A 21539-nucleotide genomic window follows, 5' to 3' on the forward strand; every position below is an offset into this window, starting at 1 on the left:
CTGTGAATGGTTGCCTGCCGCGCCCTCGCATGCTGTGGGTGCGCTGAGCGACGGATGCCACATCTTTACGTCCCATGCACCTGCTGGTTAACTCGTGCACATGAGTTTCGACCCGTTTGCAAACCAGGGCGGCCCCGCGGCGTGGGACCCCAAAGCGAGTGAGGAATCCAACCGCGCAGCCGATGAGTTGTTCGCGAACGAGCGCAGCGAGATCCACGACGACGAGTTGATCCCCAACGACGGCAACCCACAGCAGCCGGGAAACCTCCCCGACCCCGACCTGGAGTCCGACGAGGCCTCCGAGTAGCGAGTCGCGAGTAGCGCTAGTCCTCCCAGACGCTCGGCGTCCGTTCGCGCCGTGACGGCAGCGTGACGTCGTCTGCCCAACGCCCCACCCACTCGGGCAGACTGTGCTGCGACACGTCCACGCCGACGGCCTCGGAGATCTCGGCGAGCGGCACGGAACCGCCGCTGCGCTTGAGGAAGCGCCCGCGCAGCACGAGACGCGCGGCAAGTTCGCCGCCGACGACGAAGCGGTGCTCAAGATAGACCGACTTCTCGTCGAAGCCCATGATGCGGCTCTCGATCGTGAACTTCTGCCACGGTTCGAGTGACAGGCGATGGGTGATGGTCGAGGACTGCACGACGGGGTACCAACCGCGCGACATGAGCATCTTCCAGAGCCCCGTGCGCTGCAGCATCTCGAAGCGGGCGATGTCGGCGATCGACAGGTAGCGCCCGTTGTTCATGTGCAGGTTGATGTCGAGGTCGGTCGGCAGCACGCGGAACTTCGAGGTCACGACGTCGAAGACGCCCACCCGCGACATCCGCCGTGCGCGCAGGAGGTGGAGGAGGGTGCGCCAGATCACGTTCACCGCGTCAGGGTAACGACAGCTACCGCGCTCCGCCCATTTGGCTGTGGGAGTTCAACAACGCCCGCGTAGGCTTGTGCGGTGTCTGTGCCGAAGATCCTGCTCTACTACTGCTTCACCCCCCTCGCCGATCCTGAGGCGATCCGCCTGTGGCAGTGCGACCTCTGCGAATCGCTCGGCCTGGGCGGTCGCATCCTGATCTCGCCCCATGGCATCAACGGCACGGTCGGCGGGGAGCTGGCCGACGTGAAGCGCTACGTGCGCAAGACCCGCGAGTATGCGCCCTTCAAGGGCATCGACTTCAAGTGGAGCGAGGGCACGGGCAACGACTTTCCGCGGCTGAGCGTGCGGGTGCGCGAGGAACTCGTGAGCTTCGGGGCCCCGGATGAGCTGGCGGTCGACGAGCACGGCGTTGTCGGCGGCGGGCAGCACCTCAGTCCAGAGCAACTGCACGAGCTGGTGGAGCAGAAGCAGGTCACCTTCTTCGACGGGCGCAACGCCTTCGAGGCCGAGATTGGTCGCTTCAAGGATGCGGTGGTTCCGGATGTCGCAACCACCCGCGACTTCGTCGCCGAACTCGACAGCGGCAAGTACGACCACCTCAAGCACCAGCCGGTCGTCACCTACTGCACCGGCGGCATCCGTTGCGAGGTGCTCTCAAGCCTCATGGTGAAGCGCGGCTTCAGCGAGGTGTACCAGCTTGACGGCGGCATCGTTCGCTACGGCGAGGCATTCGGTGACTCAGGCCTCTGGGAGGGCTCGCTCTACGTCTTCGACCAGCGCAAGGCCGTGCAGTTCACGGATGGCGCGGCCACCGTCGGCCGTTGCCACCGCTGCGACACCCCCACGAGTCGCATGGAGAACTGCCACGACCTGTCGTGCCGCACGCAACTGGTGGTGTGCGATGCGCACGCCGATGAGGCGGCGTGCGCATCGCATCCGTTCGGGTTGCGCTAGGTGCAGCTGATGGTGGTGCCGTTGTCGAGCTCGTAGACGCCCGGCTTGCGGCCGTCGCAGGCACCGCCGATGCCCATGCCGCTCGCGAGCAGGAAGAGTTGGGTGCCGAGCAGCACGGTCGTGACCGCACCGACGATCATGGCGGTCATGCCCAGGCCGCCGGCGTAGCCGACCGCGCGGGACTTGCGGTACGACAGGAACCCGAGCGCGATCCCGACGATGCCCGCTCCCAGCGAGACGATGAGTCCGACGATGCCGAGCACCTTGCCGGGGTCCTTCTCGGGCAGCGGCTCCGCGTCGTCGACGGCGGGCGCCGGCACAGCGGATGTCTCGGGCTGAGGTTCGGGCGCGGCGACGGTGTTGTCTGCTCCGGGTGCAGTCGCGGCATCCGTCGCCTCGGCGGGCTCGGGCGCCTCGGAGACCGCCACCGGGTCTTGCGCGTCGTCGTCGACTGCGGTGTTCTTCTTGGCCATGCGAATACTCCCCCATGCTGCGACGAGCGTCGCGATATCACCGTCGCGCGACTGTACCGCGAGGGATACTCAGTCCGCTAGCGCCGTGTTCGGGGGACACGGATTTGTTGCCACTCCCGCGAATGCCCGCCTACCCACCAAGATGGGGGTATGCGTATTGGAATCTTCACCAGTGGGGGCGACGCTCCCGGTTTGAACGCCGTCATCCGTGGGGCCGTACTGAAGGGCGACAAGCTCTTTGGCCAGGAGTTCGTCGGCTTCCGCAATGGCTGGAAGGGCGTTGTCGAAGGCGACATCGTGCCCCTGGGTCGCCACCAGGTGAAGGGCATCTCCAAGATGGGCGGCACCATTCTCGGCACCTCCCGCACGAACCCCTTCGAGGGCGACGGCGGTGCCGACCGCATCCGCCAGGTGCTCGAGGAGAACGACATCGGCGCCATCATCGCGATCGGTGGCGAGGGAACGCTCGCGGGTGCGAACGAGCTCTGCAACCAGGGCCTGCCGATCGTCGGTGTGCCCAAGACGATCGACAACGACCTTTCCGCGACCGACTACTCCTTCGGCTTCGACACCGCCGTGCAGATCGCGACGGATGCCATGGACCGGCTCCGCACGACCGGTGACGCCCACGGGCGCTGCATGATCGCCGAGGTCATGGGTCGCCACGTCGGCTGGATCGCCCTGCACTCCGGCATGGCGGCCGGCGCCCACGCGATCCTCATCCCGGAGCAGCGCACCTCGATGGAGCAGATCACGGAGTGGGTCACGAGCGCTCACGACCGCGGTCGCTCCCCCCTCGTCGTCGTCGCTGAGGGCTTCGTGCTCGACGGCATGGATGACCCGCACTCCGAGCGCGGCGTCGACACCTTCGGCCGGCCCCGCCTCGGCGGAATCGGCGAGGCCCTCGCGCCCGCGATCGAGGAAGCGACGGGCATCGAGACCCGGGCCACGACGCTGGGCCACATCCAGCGCGGGGGCACCCCCTCCGGCTTCGACCGCGTGCTCGCGACCCGCCTCGGCATGGCCGTGCTCGACCTGGCCCGCGAGGGCAAGTGGGGCCAGATGGTCGCGCTCCGCGGCACCGACATCGCGACGGTGCCGATCACGGAGGCGGTGGGCCGACTCAACACCGTGCCCGAGGATCGCTACGAGGAAGCGGCGATGCTCTTCGGCTGATCCGGTCACCCGGCCCGGTTTCCCCTTGGAATTCCTGGCCGACACGATGCGTTACCCTTAATCGCCATGCTGCTCACGATGCTCAAAGCGAAGATTCATCGCGCGACCGTCACACAGGCCGACCTCCACTACGTCGGATCCGTCACCGTCGACAGCGATCTGCTTGAGGCATCCGGAATCCTGCCCGGTGAGAAGGTGTCGATCGTCGACATCACCAACGGGGCTCGGCTCGAGACCTACACGATCGCGGGCGAGCCCGGCAGCGGGGTGCTCTCGATCAACGGTGCAGCAGCGCATCTCGTGCACCCGGGTGACCTCGTCATCCTCATCGCCTACGCGCAGATGGAGCCCGCCGAGGCACGCGAGTTCCAGCCCTCGATCGTGCACGTCGACGCCGACAACCGCATCGTGCACCTCGGCACGGATGCTGCGGATGCGACCGGCACCTCCGGCATCCGCCCCCCGCTCGCCGTCTGAACCTCCCATAGTCTGGGTGCATGCGTGCACTCAAGGTGGAGAAGAACGACGACGGCATCACGACCCGCCTCATCACCGATCTCGGCGATGACGACCTGATGGCGGGTGACGTCACGATCGACGTCGAGTATTCGAGCATCAACTTCAAGGACGGCCTGGCCATCACGGGGCGGCCCGGCGTCATCCGCGACTACCCCCTGATCCCCGGCATCGACCTCGTCGGCACGGTGGCCGAAGCGGATGCCTCAAGCCCCTGGGCTGCGGGAGACCGCGTGCTCCTCAACGGCTGGGGCATCGGCGAGTCGCACCACGGCGGCCTGGCGGAGCGTGCGCGCGTCAAGTCGGATTGGCTCGTTCGCGTGCCGGAGTCGCTGAGCTCGCACCGGGTCGCCGCGATCGGCACCGCGGGATTCACGGCGATGCTCGCGGTGCTCGCGCTCGAGCGGGCCGGCGCGCTCGACCACTCCGATGGCAGCGTGCTCGTGACGGGTGCGGCCGGCGGCGTCGGGTCGATCGCGATCGCACTGCTCTCGCGTCTCGGCCACCACGTCACCGCGTCGACCGGTCGCGTGCAGGAGGCCGACTACCTGCACTCCCTCGGGGCCGACGACATCATCGACCGGGCCGAGCTTGGGGAACCCGGCAAGCCGCTCCAGGCGCAGCGATGGGCTGGAGCCGTCGACTCCGTCGGCGGGCCCACCCTCGCCAACGTCCTGGCCCAGACCTGCTACGGCGGCACGGTCTCCGCCTGCGGCCTCGCCCAGTCCGCGGACCTTCCCGCCACCGTCATGCCGTTCATCCTTCGGGGCGTCACCCTCGCGGGCATCAACTCCGTCATGGCGCCGCTGCCCCTGCGCGAGCAGGCCTGGCAGCGCCTCGCGAGCGACCTCGACCTTGAGCTGCTCGACAGCCTCACGGAGACGGTGTCGCTGGCGGATGCCCCGGGCGTGGCCGAGCGCATCCTCAGCGGCGGAGTGCGCGGGCGCACCGTCGTCGACGTGCGCAACTAGGGAGCGCTACTCGTCGTCGCCCGTCTTGTTGTGGGCGTAGTCGGCGAGCGCTTCAACGAGCGCTTCGGCGGTGCGATCCTCTGAGATCACGTCGACCGTGAGGCCGGCGGCGCGGGCGTCGAACGCCGTCCGCGGGCCGATGCAGGCCACCACGGTCGACTCGGGCAGGGTTCCGAGCTGCTCGTTGACCTCGCGGGCGACCACGCCGGAACTGATGAGGATGGCGCTGATGCGACCGGATGCGACATCCGCCGCCACCCGCTCCGGGATCGGGATGCCCACGACGCGGTGTGCGGTCACGAAATCGAGCTCGAGGCCGAGTTCGGCGAGGCCTTCGAGCACGCTGTGTTCGGTCGTGTCGCCCTCGGGCACGAGCGCCCGCCCACCCCTCGCGTCGTCGGGCCAGGAGGTGAGCAGCCCGCGCGGGGAGTTGTCGGGCGAGGGAACCAGGTCGGCCTCGTAGCCGGCGAGGGTGAGGGCCGCGAGCGTGGTCTCGCCGACGCAGGCGATGCGCGTCTCGGGCGGCACCTGCACGCCACGGATGTTGAGCACATCCACCGTCGTCGCGCTGCTCACGACGATCCAGTCGTAGTAGCCCGCCTCGAGGCGGCCGAGTGCTGCGTCGAGTGGCGCAGGGTCCTCCGGCATCGAGAAGTTGATCATGGGGGCCACGACGGCGGTCGCCCCGAAGGAGCGGAGCGTCGCTGCGACATTCTCGCCATAGGCGCCGCCGCGGGGAACAAGCACGCGCCACCCCGTGAGTGGTTTGGCGCGACGCAGAGGGCTCATGGTCCCATCCTGCCCCTCAGGGCCGAGACCGCAAAAACGTGCGGCCGCCCTTCAGCGGCCGCACGCATCATCAGTCGTCGCCGAAGAGCGCCCAGGCGACGAGGCCCCCGACCGCGATGATGGTCGCGGTAGCGCCCACGATCCACGGGGTCGGGTTCTCCTCGTAGGAGCGCTTCGCCTTCTCGCTCCACTCACTCGTGCGCTTCTTGACGTTGAACTTGTCCTCGATCGCGTCGAGCGTCTCGCCCAGTGACTCGCGCGCTGCGTCGACGGCCTTGCTGGCGTCCTTGGCGTTGGCGGGGGTGCTCTCACTCATGGTTCTCCTCGTATCAGAGTCGGGTATCGGAGGGCCGGTCGCCTGCTGACGACCAGGGGCGACGGATGCCGCGCACCACGTCGACGTCACGCTTGACGCTCTCGATGGTCGCCTCGGGCATCGGTGGGATGCCCGACTTCAGCTTGGTGTAGCCGATCCAGCCAAGGATCGCGGCGATGATGAGCAGCACTCCTGCGACGACGAGTGCGGCGGCCCAACCCGGCATGACGAGCGCCAAGGCGAGCACGGCCGCGGTCAGCAGCACGCCGACCATGAAGAGCAGCACGACCGCCGCCGCGGCAATGAGGCCGCCGCCGATGCCGAGCGCCTTCAGCTTGGCCGTCATCTCGGCCTTGAGCTGCTCGATCTCGGCGGTCACCAACTCGGAGACCAGCCGCGGCACGTCGGTCAGCAGCTCGATGAGCGAGCGCCGCCGTGCGCGGGGTGGAGTGGTGTGGTCGGTCATAGGTGGGTCCTAGCTCGAGGCCGCGTTCGTGGTGCCGTTCGGCTTGGCAGGCTTCGCCGCCGAGGAGCTCGTGGAGGTGCTGGAGCTTCCCGAACCTGACTTCTTCTTGCCGCTCACCTGGGAGACAACCTTCTTGGCGTTGTCGCTGATGAAATCTGCGACCTCAGGCGCCTTGTCCTTTGCGAAATCTTCGACCGCCTCGACCTTGGTCTGCACGCGCGGGTCGTTCCACAGCTTTCCGGCCGCGTTCTTGATCTCCTCGTAGCGTTCTTTGCCAGCACGGGCGCCGAGCACGTAGCCGACGGCCAGACCTGTCAGGATGAGAATCTTTCCACGCACGGTGTCTCCATTCCGTTGGGGGTGGTCCTGTGTCGTCTCAGCGTAGTGCGGGAGCCTCCAGCCGATGTTTGGCAAACTCCCAGAGAGCCGCTTTCCTCGTCGCTTACCTCAATAGACGAACTCGAGGATGTCGCGGCCGACCGTGCGCATGGCGTCGAGCACCCGCAGGCGCTCGTGCAGGTTCGAGTCGGTGAACTCGACCGTGACCGCGTAGGAGACGCCGCCCTGCCGGCCTTTCAGCATGCCCGCGTCGCAGCGCACGCCGTCGTCGGTGCCCGTCTTGTTGATGAGTTGCAGTCCGTGACTTGTCGCACGGTGGGCCAGCGGGTCGAGCCCGAAGGCACTCGCGACCATCGAGAGGTCGCTGTTGAGCGACAACCAGTCGAGCACGCGCTGGCTCGTGACCGAGTCGACCACCTGGCCACGACTCAGTGCATAGAAGAGCCACGCGAGTTCCGCTGTCGCCGCCACCGAGAACTGGGGCGCGTCATCCGGCCCCCGCTTCATGCGCACGCGGTCGAGCAGCGCGGTGCGACGGAGCCCGAGCGACTCGGCGCGCTCTCGCACAGCATCGAGGCCGATGTGGCGCAGCAGCACGTTGGTCGCGACGTTGTCACTCGCCGCCCCCACGAGGAGCGCGAGGTCGCCGAGCGGGAGCGTCGGCACCTGCATGCGGTGCCAGAGGCCAGAGTCGGCGATCGCGTCATCCGGAGTCTTATCAAGGATGCCGGGCACGCGGGGGTCCCGCGTCGTGATGCGTGCCGCCGTCTCGATCAGCAGCAGCACCTTGCCGACGCTCGCGGTGGGAAGTGCGACGCGGTCATCGATCGTGAGGAGCGGCAGGCCCGTCGTGAGGTCGAGCACGGTGGCCGAGACCCGGGCGCCCGCATAGGCGAGCTCGCCAAGGGCCGCGAAACTGTCGGTGAAGTTCTCGGCATCATCCGTGCCGCGATGGCGGGCGACGCCGGGGGTGCGGAGGCGTCGACGACGGTGCTGTTCTGTGGAGTTCACGGCTCCTTCTTCTGTGCCGCCGCGCATTCGGGTCGCGCGGCGGCCGGGTCGCTGCGGGGTCAGGTCACCAGATGCTGACGCGCTCGGCAGGGGGCAGCCAGAGGGCGTCGGATTCACTCAGGTCAAAGGTCTCATAGAAGGCGTCGATGTTGCGAACGATCTGGTTGCACCGGAACTCGTTGGGCGAGTGCGGGTCGATCGCGAGGAGGCGGATGACCTCCTCGTCGCGGGCCTTCAGCTGCCACGCCTGGGCCCAGGAGAGGAAGAACCGCTCCGCGCCGGACAGCCCATCGATGACGGGAGCATCCGCGCCGCCGAGCGACAGCTGGTAGGCCTTCCACGCGATGCCGAGCCCGCCGAGGTCGCCGATGTTCTCACCGATTGTGAGCGCGCCGTTGACGTGGTGCTCGGGCGTCTGCTTGGGCGCAAGCGCGTCGTACTGCTCGATGAGCACCTTCGTCAGCTTCTCGAACGCCGCACGGTCCTCCGCCGTCCACCAGTCGATCAACCGGCCGTCGCCGTCGAAGCGCGAACCCTGGTCGTCGAATCCGTGTCCGATCTCGTGCCCGATGACGGCGCCGATCGCACCATAGTTTGCAGCGTCATCCCGGCTCTCATCGAAGAAGGGGTGCTGCAGGATCGCCGCGGGAAACACGATCTCGTTGAAACCGGGGTTGTAGTAGGCGTTGATCGTCTGCGGCGTCATGAACCACTCATCGCGGTCGAGCGGCTTGCCCACCTTGCCGAGTTCGCGCTGGAACTCGAACTCACTCGTCGCCCGCACATTGCCGAGCAGGTCTGTCGGGTCGACCTCGAGCGCCGAGTAGTCCCGCCACTTCGACGGGAAGCCGATCTTGGGCGTGAACTTCTCAAGCTTCTCGAGGGCACGCGTGCGCGTGGCATCCGTCATCCAGGGCAGCTGCGAGATCGACTGGCGATAGGCCTCGACGAGGTTGTCGACGAGCACGTCCATGGCCGCCTTCGCGGTCGGCGGGAAGTGCCGCTCGACGTAGATCTTGCCCACCGCCTCGCCCATCGCGCCCTCGACAAACGACACACCGCGCTTCCAGCGAGCCCGCAGTTCCGGCGTGCCCGTGAGGGTGCGGCCGTAGAAGTCGAAATTCGCCTCGACGAAGGCGCTGCTGAGGTAGGGGGCGGAGGAGCGGATCACCTGCCAGCGCAGCCAGTCGCGCCACGCATCGAGGCGGTCGTCCGTCAACAGGCCCCCGACGCCGTCGATGAAGCTCGGCTCCCGCACGACCAACTCGTCGAAGCTGCCCGCGGGCGGGTCCATCGCCGACAGCCAGGCGCCGAGATGTTCGCCCGCGGTCTCAGACCACGACGTCAGGTTGTAGGTCGCCTCGGCGTCGCGCGTGCGCACGTTGTCCCAATGGTGGGACGCGATGGCGGTCTCGAGCTCGAAGACGCGTGCCGCGGCATCCGCAGCCCCCTCGATGCCAGCGAGCGTGAACATCCGCTCGATGAAGGCGCGGTACTTGTCGCGCACCTCGGCGAAGCGCTCCTCGCGGAAGTACGACTCGTCGGGCAGGCCGATTCCGCCCTGCTCCATGAAGACGAGGTAGCGCTCGGGGTTGCCCGGGTCGTTGTCGACGAAGAGCTGGAAGAGGCCCGCGACGCCCTGCCGCTCGAGCCTGCCGAGGGTGGCCAGCAGGTCAGCGACGGATGCCACGGCGTCGACGCTCTCGAGGGCCGGCCGCAGCGGCTCGGCGCCCAGCTGCTCGATGCGCTGCTCGTCCATGAAGCTCGTGAAGAGGTCGCCGACCTTGCGCTGCTCCGTGCCCGCTTCGGCGGACTGCGACTCCTCGATGATGGCGCGGACGGCCTGCTCCGCCTCCTCGGCGAGCACATAGAAGGAGCCGTAGCGCGCCTTGTCTGAGGGGATCTGCGTGCGGGAGATCCACTTGCCGTTGACGTGCCTGAAGAGGTCGTCTTGCGGGCGGATGCCCGGGTCGAGTTCGTCGAGGTCGATGCCGGATGCGCGCGTCATGGACCCACCATAACGAGTGCCAGCGACACGCCCCCTGAGCCGCTAGTCTCTCGGGTGGCCCACGCTCGACCCGGGCCGCGATACACGACGAGGGAGCAGCATGGCGATCTGGAAGTTGCACGGCGACGGCAAGGATGTTGCCGCATCAGAGATCGTGTTGCCGGAGGAGCGCCTCAGCTGGCCCCGCACGATCGGCTTCGGCGGCCAGCACGTCGTCGCCATGTTCGGTGCGACCTTCCTCGTGCCGCTCATCACGGGCTTCTCCCCCTCGACGACGCTCCTCTTCTCGGGGCTCGGCACGCTGCTGTTCCTCCTCATCACGCAGAACCGCCTGCCCAGCTACCTCGGCTCGTCGTTTGCCTTCATCGCGCCGATCACGGCGGCCGTGGCATCCGATGGCAAGTCGGTCGCGCTCGGCGGCGTCGTGGTTGTGGGCGCCCTGCTCGCGATCGTCGGCGTCATCGCCCATGTCGCTGGCACCCGCTGGATCAACGTGCTCATGCCGCCCGTCGTCTCGGGCGCGATCGTTGCGCTCATCGGCTTCAACCTTGCACCCGCCGCGCGCGACAACTTCCTGCAGGCACCACTGACGGCGCTCGTGACGCTCCTCGCCGTGATCCTCGTGACGGTGCTCTTCAAGGGACTCCTCGGCCGGCTCTCGATCGTCATCGGCGTCGTCATCGGCTACGCCTTCGCCTGGTCGCAGGGTGAGGTCGACATGAGTGGAGTGGCGGATGCCGCGTGGATCGGCCTGCCCGAATTCATCACGCCGACCTTCAGCACCGACCACCTCTTCATCTACCTGATGTTCCTGCCGGTCGTGCTCGCCCTCGTCGCCGAGAACGTGGGGCACGTCAAGGGCGTCGGCCAGCTCACCGACCGCAACCTCGACCCGCTGACGGGTCGCGCGCTCTTCGCCGACGGTCTCGCGACCGTCATCGCGGGCATGGGCGGCGGCTCCCCCACGACGACCTACGGCGAGAACATCGGCGTCATGTCGGCCACGCGCGTCTTCTCGACGGCCGCCTACTGGGTGGCCGGCATCGCCGCGATCCTCCTCGGCCTCTCCCCCAAGATCGGCGCCATCATCTTCACCATCCCGCCGGGCGTGCTCGGCGGCGTCACGACCGCGCTCTACGGACTCATCGGCATCATCGGTGTGCGCATCTGGGTCGAGAACAAGGTCGACTTCTCGAAGCCGAAGAACCAGTTCACGGCCGGCATCGCCCTCATCGTCGCGGTCGCGCCCTTCGTCTGGGTCATCCCGGCCGGTGAGGGCTCGATCGAGTTCAGCGGCATCATCCTGGGCACGGTCGCGGCGCTCGTGGTCTACCACGTCATGAACCTGCTCGGCCGGCTCCGCGGCACCGACAAGTAGCCGCCCCCGCGCTTTCCCAATTCAGGAGTCGGCTCTCACTATTCAGGAGTTTGGGCTGGTTCGGCGAGGCCAGGGTCGGCGCCGCCACCTACGCTCCTGAATTGTGAACGCCAACTCCTGAGTTATGAAAGTCGGCTCCTGAATGATGAAAGCGCTCGACCGGGAGATCCTGCGGCTCGCCGTGCCCGCGCTCGGCGCGCTCATCGCCGAGCCGCTCTTCCTGCTCGCCGACACCGCCATGGTCGGCCACCTGGGGGCGGATGCGCTGGCCGGCCTCGGCATCGCAAGCGCGGTGCTGCAGACGGTCGTCGGGCTGCTCGTGTTCCTCGCCTACGCGACGACGCCGACGGTCGCGCGGCGGCTCGGTTCGGGTGACCGGGCCGGCGCCATCCGTGCGGGGATCGACGGGATGTGGCTCGCCCTCGCGCTCGGCGTCGCGCTGATCGTGGCGGGCCTGCCAACGGCGGTCCCCCTCGTGGAGGCCTTCGGCAGCACGGGCGCCGTCAACGCCGAAGCAATCGCCTACCTGACGATCTCGCTCTGGGGCCTGCCGGCCATGCTGCTCGTGATCGCGGCATCCGGACTCCTGCGCGGGCTCCAGGACACCCGCACCCCCCTTGTCGTCGCGACGGTCGGTTTCGGCGCCAACATCGCCCTCAACGCCGTCTTCATCTACGGCCTCGGCTGGGGGGTCGCAGGCTCGGCGGTCGGCACGGTCGTCGCCCAGTGGGGCATGGCCGCCGTCTACATCGTGATCGCCGTGCGCGCCGCCCGGCGCGAGAGCACGACGCCGCGGCCCGGGCTCCGCGGGGTGAGCGGCGCTGCCGGGGCCGGCGGCTGGCTGCTGCTGCGCACCGTCTCGCTGCGGGTGGCGATGCTCGCGACGGTCGCCGTGGCATCCGGTCTCGGCGTGATCGAGCTGGCAACCCTGCAGATCGCCATGACCGTCTTCTCCACCCTCGCCTTCGCGCTCGACGCCCTCGCGATCGCCGGGCAGGCCCTCATCGGCCACGGGCTCGGCGCGAGCGACGTGGAGCGGGTTCGTCGCATCACCCGCCGACTCATCACGCTCGGGCTGCTCTCGGGTGTCGCGCTCGGCCTGGTGATCGCGGCGCTCTCCCCCGTGCTTGGCCTCGCCTTCACAGGCGACGCGGACGTGCGCGCGGCCCTGCCGCTCGTCGCGGTCATCATGGCGGCCGGCATCCCGCTCGCGGGCTATGTCTTCGTGCTCGACGGCGTGCTGATCGGCGCTGGCGATGCGCGCTACCTCGCACTCACCGGCACCGTGAACCTGGCCATGTACGCTCCACTGCTCGCGTGGGTCGCGGTCGCCGCCCCCGAAAATGCCATGCCGTGGCTGTGGCTCGCCTTCGGCTTCGGCTATATGGGCGCGCGGGCGCTCACGCTCGGCCTGCGTGCCCGATCCGACCGTTGGATCGTGACGGGTACACGCTGACGGATGCCGCGGCATCCGTCACCCAGCCACCGGCACGAATGACTGGGTTTCGGACGAATGACCGCGCCGCGGCGCGATAATTTGTCCGAAACTCAGTCATCTGTGCACGGCCGGCCCGCTCGTCGCGCCCGACCTCAGGGTGCAGCGCAGCAGCGTGGGCTGCGGTTCCTCGCCGTCGAGCAGCCGCAACACTCCGCGTCCGGCGGCGCGGCCCTTCTCGAGCGCGGGCTGCACGAGCGTCGTGAGCTCGACGCCGCCGTAGGCCTCAGTGCGGATGCCGTCGAAGCCCAGCACGCTGAGCTCCTCCGGCACTGAGACACCCAGTTCCTCGGCAGCACGGATGACCCCAAGGGCGAGGAGGTCGCTCTGCGCGATGACGGCGGTCGGGCGACGCTCCGGGTCGGCGAGGATCGCGAGGCCTGCCGTGTAACCCGACGCGGTCGAGCTCGCGGGTGCCATCCAGCCGCGAAGCCTTGTGTAGACGTCGAGCACGCCGCGCAGACGCTCCGCCGCCGGGAACGAGGTGGCCCGTTCCTCCCAGTCGTCGCGCAGCGGTCCTGCCGCGTGGTCGGCGCCGAGCGGAAGCGTGACGACCGCCACATCGCGATGGCCCAGTTCGTGCAGGTGCGCGGCGCCGAGCGCGCTCGCCCGCCGATTGTCGAGCGCGATGTCGAGCACGCCCTCCATCGGTGCCGCCTCGATCGCGACGATGGGGATGCGCCGCTGCCGCAGCAGGGCGACGGATGCGTCGAGTCGTGTGCTGCATCCGACCAGGACGACGGCATCCATCGGCGCGGTGTCGATGGGCGACGCGGCGTTCGCGTCGGGGCCCGCGGGGTCGGTCAGCAGGAGGATGCTGAACCCTGCCGCGCCGAGTTCGTCGGCGAGGCCGTCGAGCATGGGGATGTTCATGGGGTCGCGGAATGCTTCGCGCAGGCGGTCTTCGATCACGACACCGACGATGCCGGTGCGCCCGCTGCGGAGGGAGCGCGCGACAGGGTCCGGGCCGCCATAGCCGAGGGCCTCTGCCGCGGCGAGCACCTTCTCGCGCGTCTCGGCCGCGACGGGCCCCGCGCCGCTGAATGCGAGGGACGCGGTCGAGCGGGAGACGCCGGCGCGCTCGGCGACGGCGGCCAGTGTTGCCCGCGGTCTCGTTGCGTCATCGGTCATGGGTTGTTAGCCTACTCGAATCGGTTCGATCGAATCGATTCGACCTGTCGTACGGCGGTCGGCTGCCCCTCTTCCTCCGCGAGCACCATGACGACTTCCGCCCTCACCCGCGCCCAAGCGACCACCTGGCGCAACGCCCTCTTCGTCATCTTTGCGCTCTGCGGGCTCGGCATGGCCAGCTGGATGGCTCGCACCCCCGCGGTGAAGGATGCGCTGGGCGCCTCGACCGCCGACATGGGCATCCTGATCCTCTTCCTCGCGAGCGGGTCGATCGCTGGCCTGCTCGTGTCGAGCCACGCGATCGCCACATTCGGCACCAAGCCCATCATGGCGTGGGCGCTCGGCTTGGGACCCCTCGGCGTCATCGTGGCCGGCTTCGGAGTCGCCCTCGGCACGGACGGCTTCTGGGTCGTCGCCGCCGGACTGTGCTTCTTCGGCGCGGCCCTCTCGATCGCAGATGTCGCCATGAACCTCAGTGGCGCCATCAACGAACGGATGCTCGGGCGCACCGTCATGCCGATCTATCACGCCTTCTTCAGCGGCGGCACGATGCTCGGGGCGGGCGTCGGCGCACTGGGCGAGCTGCTGCGGGTGCCGATCCTGACGCAGGCCATTGTCGTCGCGGCGATCATCGTGATCGCGGGGGTCACGAGCGTGCGCTTCGTGCAGCACGAGAGCGTCGGGGACGACCCCGCCGATGCCGACGAGCCGAAGGGCACCTGGCGCGACCGACTGTCGATCTGGCGCGACCGCCGCACCCTCCTCATCGGCGTGATCGTGCTGGGCATGGCCCTCGCTGAGGGTTCCGCGAACGACTGGCTCGCCCTCGCCATGGTGGAGGGGCACGGCGTCGACCGGGCATCCGGCGCGCTCATCTTCGGCGTCTTCGTGACCGCGATGACGGTCGGGCGCCTCGCGGGCGTGCGCCTGCTCGACCGTTTCGGACGCGTACCCGTGCTGCGTGGATCGGCGCTCCTCGCGATCGCGGGCCTGCTCATCGTGATCTTCGTGCCCGTGCCGTGGATCGCGGTCGTGGGTGTCGTCATGTGGGGCCTCGGCTCGGCGCTCGGCTTCCCCACGGGAATGTCGGCGGCGGCGGATGACCCGAGATCGGCCGCCGCGCGCGTGAGCGCCGTGGCGACGATCGGCTACCTCGCCTTCCTCGCCGGCCCGCTCGCGATCGGCTTCCTGGGCGAGCAGTTCGGGCTGCTCCGAGCGCTGTTGCTCGTGCTCGTGCTCGTCGTCGCGGCCGGGCTCGCCTCGCCCGCTGCGCGCGAGCCGCGCATCCGCTGACCTGCGCCGCGGCATCCGCACCCCGGCGATGCGGGACATCGGTGGCGATGCGCAGGCTCTACGCCGCACATCGCCCGCAAACCCGCACATCGTGGCGGCGCGTGGCACGGCGAGCGCCGACTACCCTCGATGGGGTGCGCCTCGTCATTGCCAAGTGCTCGGTCGACTATGCCGGTCGACTCAGCGCCCACCTCCCCCTCGCCACCCGCCTGCTGCTGCTCAAGGCTGACGGCAGTGTGCTCGTGCACTCTGATTCGCTGAGCTACAAGCCGCTCAACTGGATGAGCCCGCCCTGCGCGCTCGCGACCATGGAACCGGAGCCCGAACAGGCGGATGCCGGCGTCACCGAGATCTGGCGGGTCACGCAGGCGAAGACGGCCGACCTGCTCGTCATCTCGATCCACGAGATCCTGCACGACAGCAAGCACGAACTCGGCGTGGACCCGGGCCTGCAGAAGGACGGCGTCGAGGCGCACCTGCAGAAGCTCCTTGCCGAGCAGATTGAAACCCTCGGAGACGGTTACCGGCTCGTGCGCCGCGAGTACATGACGGCGATCGGGCCCGTTGACATCCTGGCGACGGATGCTTCTGGCGCGAGTGTCGCGGTCGAGATCAAGCGTCGCGGCGACATCGACGGGGTCGAGCAACTCACTCGTTACCTTGAGCTCATGAACCGCGACCCACTCCTCGCGCCGGTCGCCGGTGTCTTTGCCGCCCAGGAGATCAAGCCGCAGGCGCGCACGCTGGCGGAGGACCGTGGCATCCGCTGTGTCGTGCTCGACTACGACGCCATGCGCGGCATGGACGACAGCCACCTGCGCCTCTTCTGAGCGTACGTTTGAGGAATGACGCAACAGCCCTGGACGTGCATCCTCTTCGACCTTGACGGCACGGTCTCCGACTCGGCGCCGGGTATCACCGCTTCGCTCGGCTACATGTTCGAGAAGATGGGGCGCGAGGTGCCCGGCCCTGAGGAGCTGCTCGCGTGGGTGGGCCCGCCGATCCTGGAGTCGTTCCGGGTGCGGGCCGGCATGGATGAGACGGAGTCCGCGCAGGCCCTCGCCATCTATCGTCAGCACTATCTGGAGAAGAACGCGCACGGCAGCCCGATCTTCGAGGGTGTGCCGAAGGTGCTGCGTGCCATCCACAAGGCGGGCATCCCGCTCGCGCTGGCGACCTCGAAGCCCGAGTTCCCGGCATCCGTGATCCTCGACAACGGCAACCTCACGCAGTACTTCCGCGTCATTGCCGGCTCATCGATCGACGAGATCCGCAGCGCCAAGAAAGATGTCATCGAGGATGCGATGCGTCGCTTCCGGATGATCGGGGTCGACACAACTCGCCCCGTCATGGTCGGCGACCGCAAGCACGATGTCGAAGGTGCGGCAGACCACGGCATTCCCGCGATCTTCGTCGAGTGGGGTTACGGTCCGCAGGAGGAGCAGGAAGGCGCGATCGACGTCGTCTCAAAGCCCGCGGACCTGCACGGCCTGCTGCTGCCCTGAGTCGGGTCAGCGGGCGAGTCGCTCCATGACGGCGCCGAAGACGCGCGGAGCCCTGACCGCCGTCGGCACGATGCCAGAGCGGAGACCGGAGCTGCCGAGGCCGACGAGGCTGGCCGTGATGATGTTGACCGGCCGCGTCACCCGGTGCCACTCGCGCTCGTAATCGCTCGGACGGCCGCGGCGGATCGCCGCGATCGCCGCCTTCGCCTGTGCGAAGCCGACCCTCAGGCCCTCGGTCGTGAGCGCGTCGACATACCCGGATGCGTCGCCCGCGAGCAGCACGCGGCCGGCGGTGCGTGCCGTCGTGCGCTGGGGGAAGGGCCCGGCCCCACGCGGCTCGGTCACGGCCTCGGCACCCAGCAACTGCTCGCCGAGCGTGGGGGTCGCGCGCATGGCGGCGTTGTACCCGATGCCGCGCGGGCCCAACACCGTCACATCGACGAGGTCGGGGCTCACGGGCACGACCGTGACCTCCGCGTCCGGTCCGTAGTGCACCTCGATGAGGTCACTCCACGGTTCCACGCGGAAGTGTCGACGCACGCCGAAGCGCTCAACACGGCGGCGTGAGGTGTCGCTGAGACCGGCAAGCCGGGCCGTCGCCGAGCGGAGGCCGTCGCATCCGATGAGCCATTTGGCGCGGATGGTCTCGCCGAGATCGGTGAATGCGGTGACGGCGAAGTCGTCCTGGGTCAGGCCCTGGAGCCTGCCATAGCCACGAACGATGCCGAGTTCCTCGGCACGATTCGTGAGGAGTGCGTGCAGCACGGTGCGTCGCAGGCCGACCGCGACCCCGCGTTCGAACGTGTGCTCAACGCGCCAGGGGTCGTCATCGAGCCCGCCGTGGAAGGCGATCCCGCGGAGCGGCTGGCCCTGCGGTTCGACGCCGAGGCGCTGCAGCATGGGCAGCGCGCCGGGCAGCAGGCTCTCACCGCAGGCCTTGTCGATGACGCCGATCCGGGGCTCGATGATCGACACCGACATCCCCTCAAGGCGAGCCTCGATCGCCGCGGCCAGGCCCACCGGCCCGCCGCCCACCACAAGGAGTTCGCTCATCAGGCCACCGTCAATCCGCGCCCGGTAGGGGCTCGCAGGGCGGTGGTGTGGAACATGGGCAGACCGTAGCACGGGGTTCAGGAACGGGTACGTGTGAGTTTGCCGACCGGTATCGACCCGTGACGGGCGCGTAGACTCGGTGCTGGTGAGTCGGGAAGTCTGGTCGACGCGTCCCTCACCAACCCTGCATACAGGAGAGCCATGTCAGAAGGCCAGAACCGCACCCTCTTCGGCTTCGGTCGCTACAGCGAAGCCGTCCGCGTCACCGAGATCCTCCGCAAGGAGACCGTGGGCGGTGCGATTCTCGTGGCGGCGGCGATCGTCGCGATCGTGTGGGCGAATTCGCCATGGGCGGATGCCTACTTCGCGCTCCGTGACTTCAAGATCGGTTACGAACCGTGGCACCTCGAGCTGAGCATCGGGCACTGGGCCTCCGACGGGCTGCTCGCGATCTTCTTCTTCCTCGTCGGCCTCGAGCTCAAGCGGGAGTTCGTCGCGGGCGACCTCCGCAAGCCCGTCACGGCGCTCGTGCCGGTCGCGGCAGCCGTCGGCGGCGTCGTCGTGCCCGCCCTCATCTTCGTTGCGATCAACTGGGGCAACCCGCTGGCCATGCGCGGCTGGGCCACCCCGACGGCGACCGATATCGCCTTCGCCGTCGCCGTACTCGCGATCATCGGCTCGGGTCTCCCGACCGCGCTCCGCATCTTCCTCCTCACCCTCGCGGTCGTGGATGACCTCATCGCGATCGTCATCATCGCCGTCTTCTACACGACCGAGATCCAGTTCACTCCCCTCCTGATCGCCCTCGTGCCGCTCGCGATCTACGCGTTCCTGGCGCAGCGCTACCGCCACATCTTCGGGCGTCACCGTGCGAGCGCGTGGATCATCCTGCTCCCCATCGGGATGGTCGTCTGGGCGCTCGTGCACGCTTCGGGCATCCACGCGACAATCGCGGGCGTCGTGCTCGGCTTCATGATTCCCGTGCTGCGCAAGGACACGAGCGACGATGGGCCCGGCCTCGCGGAGATCCTCGAACACAGGGTGCGGCCCCTTTCGGCCGGCGTCGCGGTGCCGATCTTCGCCTTCTTCGCGGCCGGCGTCGCGATCGGTGGCTGGGAGGGCTTCACCAACTCGCTCGGCGACACCATCACGCTCGGCATCATCGCGGGCCTCGTGATCGGCAAGCCCATCGGCATCCTGGGCACCACCTGGCTGCTCTCCCGCCTCCGTCGCGTCAATCTCGACCCGACCCTGCGCTGGGTCGACCTCTTCGGCGTCTCGCTGCTCGCCGGCATCGGGTTCACGGTCTCCCTGCTCGTCGCCGAACTGAGCTTCGGCGCTGGCGAGCTCAACGACCATGCCAAGGTCGGCATCCTGTGCGCCTCCGTGCTGGCGGCCCTCCTCGGCGCCGTCGTGCTCCGCTCGCGAAGCCGGCACTACAAGCGGCTCGCCGCCATGGAGCAGGTCGACGAGGACGCCGACGGCATCCCGGATGTCTACCAGCAGCGCGGCGACAACTGACCTTTCATAACTCAGGAGTCTCGGTCCGTGCCGGTCGGCCCGATTCCAGACTCCTGAGTTAGGAGGGCAGCCTCCTGAGTTGGGAAAGCAGCACGGTCAGCGGGCGCGACGTGCGAGGTACTGCAGCGCGAACTCGTAGCCGAGGGTGCCGGCGCCCGCGATGACGGCGGATGCAACATCCGACAGGTAGGAGTGGTGGCGGAACTCCTCACGCGCGTGCACATTCGTGATGTGAACCTCGACCGTCGGCACCTCCGAGGCGACCACGGCGTCGCGGATCGCAATCGAGGTGTGCGTGTAGGCGCCCGCGTTGAGCACGATCCCGGCCGCGCGTCCCCTCGCCGAGTGGATCGCGTCGATGATCGCGCCCTCGTGGTTGTGCTGCAGGAACTCGACCTGCACACCCTCGCCTTCGGCTGCTCGGGTGACCCGGGCTGCGACATCCGCCAGCGTCTCGCGCCCGTACTTCTCGGGCTCGCGCGTGCCAAGCAGGTTCAGGTTCGGCCCGTTGATGACAAGGATGAGCGGCAGATCGGTGTGCGACATGCGCCCATTCTCGCAGCGTTCGCCCCACCGCGCCCGCTTGGCTCGCATTCAAGGCCACAGCGGATGCCCGGCCGCGCCTAGTGTGGAAACGATGACTCCCGGCGACCACCCCGAAGGCCAGCAGCAGCCAGCGCGATCACTGCTGCACAGGGTGACGGACCTCGTGCGCGGTTCGGGCACCCCCACGCAGATCATCTCGATCGTCAATCCGAGCACGGGCGTGCCCGAACGCCAGGAGCGGGCGGTCATCGACTTCTGCCTGCGCGCGGGCGAGGCGATGCTCGCGATCGGGGCGTCGGCAGCGGATGTCGTCGCGATGCTCGTGCGCATCAGCGAGAGCTACGGCATCCACGGCATGCATGTCGATATCGCGTTCACCTCGATCACGGTGTCGGTGCACCGCGGCATGGATGACGAACCCACGTCGGTCATGCGCGTCGTGCGGGTGCGCACGACCGATTACACACGACTGCAGAAGGTCTACCGGCTGATCTACGAGATCACCGAGACAGAGAAACCCCTCGATGTCGAGGTCGCCCGCGCGCGGCTCGTCGCAATCCTCCACGCCCCCCACCCCTACCGGCGCTGGGTCATGACGGCGGGGCAGGCGATCCTCGCGGGCGGCGTCGTCGTGATGTTCAACGTGAGCTTCGTGCTGATCCTCGTGGCTGCGGCATCCGCCGTCGTATCGAGTTGGCTCGCGAGGCGGCTCTCGAAGTGGGCGGTGCCGGCGTTCTTCTCGCAGATGGCGGTCGCCGCCTTCACGACCTGGATCGCCGTGCTGTTCTTCTGGTTGCGCGAGATGGGCATCGAACTGCCGGGCGCGAACAGCCCGACGGTCATCGTCATCTCCGGCATCATCATGCTGCTCTCGGGCATCGGCCTGACCTCCGCCGCGCGTGACGCGATTGACGGGTACTACGTGACGGCGTCAGCCCGCGGGCTCGAGGTCGTCATGATGACGCTCGGCCTCGCGGTCGGCATCTCACTGACGCTGGGTCTGGCACTGCGTATGGGCGTTCCCGTCTCGGTCGCGACCTCGCTCGGCCCCGTGATCGAACCGGTTCCGGGCATCATCGGCGCCTCACTCATCGGCGTCGGCTTCGCGCTGACCTCATACGTGCGACTGCTCTATGTGCCGCTCATGGCGGCGGCGGCCGGAATCGTGTTCGCCGTGTACGCAGTGCTCGCGCCGAACCTCCCCCAGCCGGGAATCGCACCGGCCTTCGCGGGCGTCGTCGCGGGCATCATCGGCTACCTCATCTATCGCTGGGTCAAGATCCCGGAGTCGGCCATCACGATGGCGGGCATCATCGGGCTCATCCCTGGGCTCGCCCTCTACCGCGCCCTGTACTCCTTCATGGAGAGCGAGTTCGGCGTCACCGCGTCGCTGCCCGAACTCGTCATCGCGCTCTCGACCGGCGTTGGGCTGGCGGCCGGCACGACAATCGGCGGGTTCATGACCCGCAGCGCCTTCGGCCTCGACCGCGCGGCACGACTCGCTCTGCGCCGCTCGCGCGTCGTGCGCTGATCGAAGATCTCCCTAGACGAGAACAACCCCTGACCGCAGTGCTTGGCACTCGATCAGGGGTTGTCATGTTCCGTGCGCGAGGGGGGACTTGAACCCCCACGCCCTTGCGGGCACTGGCACCTGAAGCCAGCGCGTCTACCATTCCGCCACTCGCGCAGACTCAGCGAGATTACCACAGCGCGGGAGGCCTTC

General features: G+C 68.4%; 23 protein-coding genes and 1 tRNA gene. 12 read left to right on the top strand and 12 right to left on the bottom strand.

The window, feature by feature from the left end; genetic code table 11:
• Positions 1 to 100: 100 nt before the first annotated feature.
• On the top strand, positions 101 to 307 hold the full coding sequence (locus tag ACIQK7_RS04550) for a hypothetical protein (protein ID WP_403021745.1): 207 nt from the start codon (positions 101 to 103) through the stop codon (positions 305 to 307).
• A gap of 16 nt (positions 308 to 323) precedes the next feature.
• On the opposite strand, the gene ACIQK7_RS04555 is transcribed toward ACIQK7_RS04550, so the two are convergent.
• Complete coding sequence (locus ACIQK7_RS04555) at positions 324 to 875, bottom strand: thioesterase family protein (RefSeq protein WP_403021747.1); 552 nt, start codon at positions 873 to 875, stop codon at positions 324 to 326.
• 78 nt (positions 876 to 953) lie between these two features.
• Here ACIQK7_RS04555 and ACIQK7_RS04560 point away from each other — a divergent pair, with 78 nt between their 5' ends.
• Positions 954 to 1829, top strand: coding sequence for a rhodanese-related sulfurtransferase (locus ACIQK7_RS04560; RefSeq protein WP_403021749.1), 876 nt, complete (start codon positions 954 to 956; stop codon positions 1827 to 1829).
• Here ACIQK7_RS04560 and ACIQK7_RS04565 read toward each other — a convergent pair.
• Positions 1826 to 2302 (bottom strand): hypothetical protein, encoded by a 477-nt coding sequence (locus ACIQK7_RS04565; RefSeq protein ID WP_403021751.1) that lies wholly within the window; start codon positions 2300 to 2302, stop codon positions 1826 to 1828. The two genes, ACIQK7_RS04560 and ACIQK7_RS04565, sit on opposite strands and share 4 nt — an antisense overlap.
• 150 nt (positions 2303 to 2452) lie before the next feature.
• Here ACIQK7_RS04565 and ACIQK7_RS04570 point away from each other — a divergent pair, with 150 nt between their 5' ends.
• The 3 genes from ACIQK7_RS04570 (at position 2453) to ACIQK7_RS04580 (ending at position 4965) form a co-directional block, all read left to right on the top strand.
• Entirely contained in the window at positions 2453 to 3478 is a 1026-nt protein-coding gene (locus ACIQK7_RS04570) for an ATP-dependent 6-phosphofructokinase (RefSeq protein ID WP_403021753.1), read from the top strand.
• 66 nt (positions 3479 to 3544) lie between these two features.
• Positions 3545 to 3955: an aspartate 1-decarboxylase gene (gene panD, locus ACIQK7_RS04575; RefSeq protein ID WP_403021755.1), complete on the top strand. Its 411-nt coding sequence runs from the start codon at positions 3545 to 3547 to the stop codon at positions 3953 to 3955.
• A 20-nt stretch (positions 3956 to 3975) separates the two neighbouring features.
• Entirely contained in the window at positions 3976 to 4965 is a 990-nt protein-coding gene (locus ACIQK7_RS04580) for an MDR family oxidoreductase (RefSeq protein WP_403021757.1), read from the top strand.
• Between the two features lie 6 nt (positions 4966 to 4971).
• Here the strand turns inward: ACIQK7_RS04580 and ACIQK7_RS04585 are convergent, their stop codons facing one another.
• The 6 genes from ACIQK7_RS04585 to ACIQK7_RS04610 all read right to left on the bottom strand — a co-directional run bounded on the left by ACIQK7_RS04585 (position 4972) and on the right by ACIQK7_RS04610 (position 9894).
• On the bottom strand, positions 4972 to 5754 hold the full coding sequence (locus ACIQK7_RS04585) for a uroporphyrinogen-III synthase (protein ID WP_403021759.1): 783 nt from the start codon (positions 5752 to 5754) through the stop codon (positions 4972 to 4974).
• Positions 5755 to 5824: 70 nt separating this feature from the next.
• Positions 5825 to 6070 (bottom strand): DUF3618 domain-containing protein, encoded by a 246-nt coding sequence (locus tag ACIQK7_RS04590; protein WP_403021760.1) that lies wholly within the window; start codon positions 6068 to 6070, stop codon positions 5825 to 5827.
• A 13-nt stretch (positions 6071 to 6083) separates the two neighbouring features.
• Entirely contained in the window at positions 6084 to 6536 is a 453-nt protein-coding gene (locus ACIQK7_RS04595) for a phage holin family protein (RefSeq protein ID WP_403021762.1), read from the bottom strand.
• Positions 6537 to 6545: 9 nt separating this feature from the next.
• Complete coding sequence (locus tag ACIQK7_RS04600) at positions 6546 to 6875, bottom strand: YtxH domain-containing protein (protein ID WP_403021764.1); 330 nt, start codon at positions 6873 to 6875, stop codon at positions 6546 to 6548.
• 108 nt (positions 6876 to 6983) lie between these two features.
• Positions 6984 to 7886: a serine hydrolase gene (locus ACIQK7_RS04605; RefSeq protein WP_403021766.1), complete on the bottom strand. Its 903-nt coding sequence runs from the start codon at positions 7884 to 7886 to the stop codon at positions 6984 to 6986.
• A 64-nt stretch (positions 7887 to 7950) separates the two neighbouring features.
• Entirely contained in the window at positions 7951 to 9894 is a 1944-nt protein-coding gene (locus ACIQK7_RS04610) for a M13 family metallopeptidase (RefSeq protein WP_403021767.1), read from the bottom strand.
• Positions 9895 to 9994: 100 nt separating this feature from the next.
• On the opposite strand from ACIQK7_RS04610, the gene ACIQK7_RS04615 reads away from it, so the two are divergent.
• On the top strand, positions 9995 to 11272 hold the full coding sequence (locus tag ACIQK7_RS04615) for a uracil-xanthine permease family protein (RefSeq protein ID WP_403021769.1): 1278 nt from the start codon (positions 9995 to 9997) through the stop codon (positions 11270 to 11272).
• A gap of 142 nt (positions 11273 to 11414) precedes the next feature.
• A complete protein-coding gene (locus tag ACIQK7_RS04620) occupies positions 11415 to 12728 on the top strand; it encodes an MATE family efflux transporter (protein ID WP_403021771.1) in 1314 nt (437 codons plus the stop codon).
• 96 nt (positions 12729 to 12824) lie between these two features.
• Here the strand turns inward: ACIQK7_RS04620 and ACIQK7_RS04625 are convergent, their stop codons facing one another.
• Complete coding sequence (locus ACIQK7_RS04625) at positions 12825 to 13898, bottom strand: LacI family DNA-binding transcriptional regulator (protein ID WP_403021773.1); 1074 nt, start codon at positions 13896 to 13898, stop codon at positions 12825 to 12827.
• 87 nt (positions 13899 to 13985) lie between these two features.
• On the opposite strand from ACIQK7_RS04625, the gene ACIQK7_RS04630 reads away from it, so the two are divergent.
• The 3 genes from ACIQK7_RS04630 to ACIQK7_RS04640 all read left to right on the top strand — a co-directional run bounded on the left by ACIQK7_RS04630 (position 13986) and on the right by ACIQK7_RS04640 (position 16696).
• Positions 13986 to 15191 (top strand): MFS transporter, encoded by a 1206-nt coding sequence (locus ACIQK7_RS04630; RefSeq protein WP_403021775.1) that lies wholly within the window; start codon positions 13986 to 13988, stop codon positions 15189 to 15191.
• A gap of 134 nt (positions 15192 to 15325) precedes the next feature.
• Positions 15326 to 16021, top strand: a complete 696-nt coding sequence (nucS, locus tag ACIQK7_RS04635; RefSeq protein WP_403021777.1) for an endonuclease NucS — start codon at positions 15326 to 15328, stop codon at positions 16019 to 16021.
• Positions 16022 to 16036: 15 nt separating this feature from the next.
• Complete coding sequence (locus tag ACIQK7_RS04640) at positions 16037 to 16696, top strand: HAD hydrolase-like protein (protein WP_403021779.1); 660 nt, start codon at positions 16037 to 16039, stop codon at positions 16694 to 16696.
• A 6-nt stretch (positions 16697 to 16702) separates the two neighbouring features.
• Here ACIQK7_RS04640 and ACIQK7_RS04645 read toward each other — a convergent pair whose 3' ends face one another.
• A complete protein-coding gene (locus ACIQK7_RS04645) occupies positions 16703 to 17749 on the bottom strand; it encodes an NAD(P)/FAD-dependent oxidoreductase (protein ID WP_403021781.1) in 1047 nt (348 codons plus the stop codon).
• A gap of 201 nt (positions 17750 to 17950) precedes the next feature.
• Here ACIQK7_RS04645 and nhaA point away from each other — a divergent pair, with 201 nt between their 5' ends.
• Positions 17951 to 19270 carry a Na+/H+ antiporter NhaA gene (nhaA, locus tag ACIQK7_RS04650; RefSeq protein WP_403021782.1) on the top strand — a complete coding sequence of 440 codons (1320 nt, stop codon included), beginning with the start codon at positions 17951 to 17953 and terminating at the stop codon, positions 19268 to 19270.
• Between the two features lie 96 nt (positions 19271 to 19366).
• On the opposite strand, the gene aroQ is transcribed toward nhaA, so the two are convergent.
• Positions 19367 to 19816: a type II 3-dehydroquinate dehydratase gene (aroQ, locus tag ACIQK7_RS04655; protein ID WP_403021784.1), complete on the bottom strand. Its 450-nt coding sequence runs from the start codon at positions 19814 to 19816 to the stop codon at positions 19367 to 19369.
• A gap of 91 nt (positions 19817 to 19907) precedes the next feature.
• Between aroQ and ACIQK7_RS04660 the strand changes: the two genes are divergently transcribed.
• The gene (locus tag ACIQK7_RS04660; RefSeq protein ID WP_403021786.1) at positions 19908 to 21347 is read left to right on the top strand and encodes a threonine/serine exporter ThrE family protein; all 1440 of its coding nucleotides are present in this window, start codon (positions 19908 to 19910) and stop codon (positions 21345 to 21347) included.
• 73 nt (positions 21348 to 21420) lie between these two features.
• Here ACIQK7_RS04660 and ACIQK7_RS04665 read toward each other — a convergent pair.
• A tRNA-Leu gene (locus tag ACIQK7_RS04665) sits at positions 21421 to 21503 on the bottom strand.
• Positions 21504 to 21539: the final 36 nt, after the last annotated feature.

It is taken from the genome of Salinibacterium sp. GXW1014 (assembly GCF_044769865.1).
Classification (GTDB): domain Bacteria; phylum Actinomycetota; class Actinomycetes; order Actinomycetales; family Microbacteriaceae; genus Homoserinimonas.

Excerpts from the sequence above, each read along its gene's own strand:
- ACIQK7_RS04590 (WP_403021760.1), bottom strand. The coding sequence starts at position 6,070 with ATGAGTGAGAGCACCCCCGCCAACGCCAAGGACGCCAGCAAGGCCGTC.
- nhaA (WP_403021782.1), top strand. The coding sequence starts at position 17,951 with ATGTCAGAAGGCCAGAACCGCACCCTCTTCGGCTTCGGTCGCTACAGC.
- panD (WP_403021755.1), top strand. The coding sequence starts at position 3,545 with ATGCTGCTCACGATGCTCAAAGCGAAGATTCATCGCGCGACCGTCACA.
- ACIQK7_RS04610 (WP_403021767.1), bottom strand. The coding sequence starts at position 9,894 with ATGACGCGCGCATCCGGCATCGACCTCGACGAACTCGACCCGGGCATC.
- ACIQK7_RS04570 (WP_403021753.1), top strand. The coding sequence starts at position 2,453 with ATGCGTATTGGAATCTTCACCAGTGGGGGCGACGCTCCCGGTTTGAAC.
- aroQ (WP_403021784.1), bottom strand. The coding sequence starts at position 19,816 with ATGTCGCACACCGATCTGCCGCTCATCCTTGTCATCAACGGGCCGAAC.
- ACIQK7_RS04640 (WP_403021779.1), top strand. The coding sequence starts at position 16,037 with ATGACGCAACAGCCCTGGACGTGCATCCTCTTCGACCTTGACGGCACG.
- ACIQK7_RS04660 (WP_403021786.1), top strand. The coding sequence starts at position 19,908 with ATGACTCCCGGCGACCACCCCGAAGGCCAGCAGCAGCCAGCGCGATCA.
- ACIQK7_RS04585 (WP_403021759.1), bottom strand. The coding sequence starts at position 5,754 with ATGAGCCCTCTGCGTCGCGCCAAACCACTCACGGGGTGGCGCGTGCTT.
- ACIQK7_RS04580 (WP_403021757.1), top strand. The coding sequence starts at position 3,976 with ATGCGTGCACTCAAGGTGGAGAAGAACGACGACGGCATCACGACCCGC.
- ACIQK7_RS04550 (WP_403021745.1), top strand. The coding sequence starts at position 101 with ATGAGTTTCGACCCGTTTGCAAACCAGGGCGGCCCCGCGGCGTGGGAC.
- ACIQK7_RS04625 (WP_403021773.1), bottom strand. The coding sequence starts at position 13,898 with ATGACCGATGACGCAACGAGACCGCGGGCAACACTGGCCGCCGTCGCC.
- ACIQK7_RS04615 (WP_403021769.1), top strand. The coding sequence starts at position 9,995 with ATGGCGATCTGGAAGTTGCACGGCGACGGCAAGGATGTTGCCGCATCA.
- ACIQK7_RS04645 (WP_403021781.1), bottom strand. The coding sequence starts at position 17,749 with ATGAGCGAACTCCTTGTGGTGGGCGGCGGGCCGGTGGGCCTGGCCGCG.
- ACIQK7_RS04565 (WP_403021751.1), bottom strand. The coding sequence starts at position 2,302 with ATGGCCAAGAAGAACACCGCAGTCGACGACGACGCGCAAGACCCGGTG.
- ACIQK7_RS04595 (WP_403021762.1), bottom strand. The coding sequence starts at position 6,536 with ATGACCGACCACACCACTCCACCCCGCGCACGGCGGCGCTCGCTCATC.
- ACIQK7_RS04630 (WP_403021775.1), top strand. The coding sequence starts at position 13,986 with ATGACGACTTCCGCCCTCACCCGCGCCCAAGCGACCACCTGGCGCAAC.
- ACIQK7_RS04620 (WP_403021771.1), top strand. The coding sequence starts at position 11,415 with ATGATGAAAGCGCTCGACCGGGAGATCCTGCGGCTCGCCGTGCCCGCG.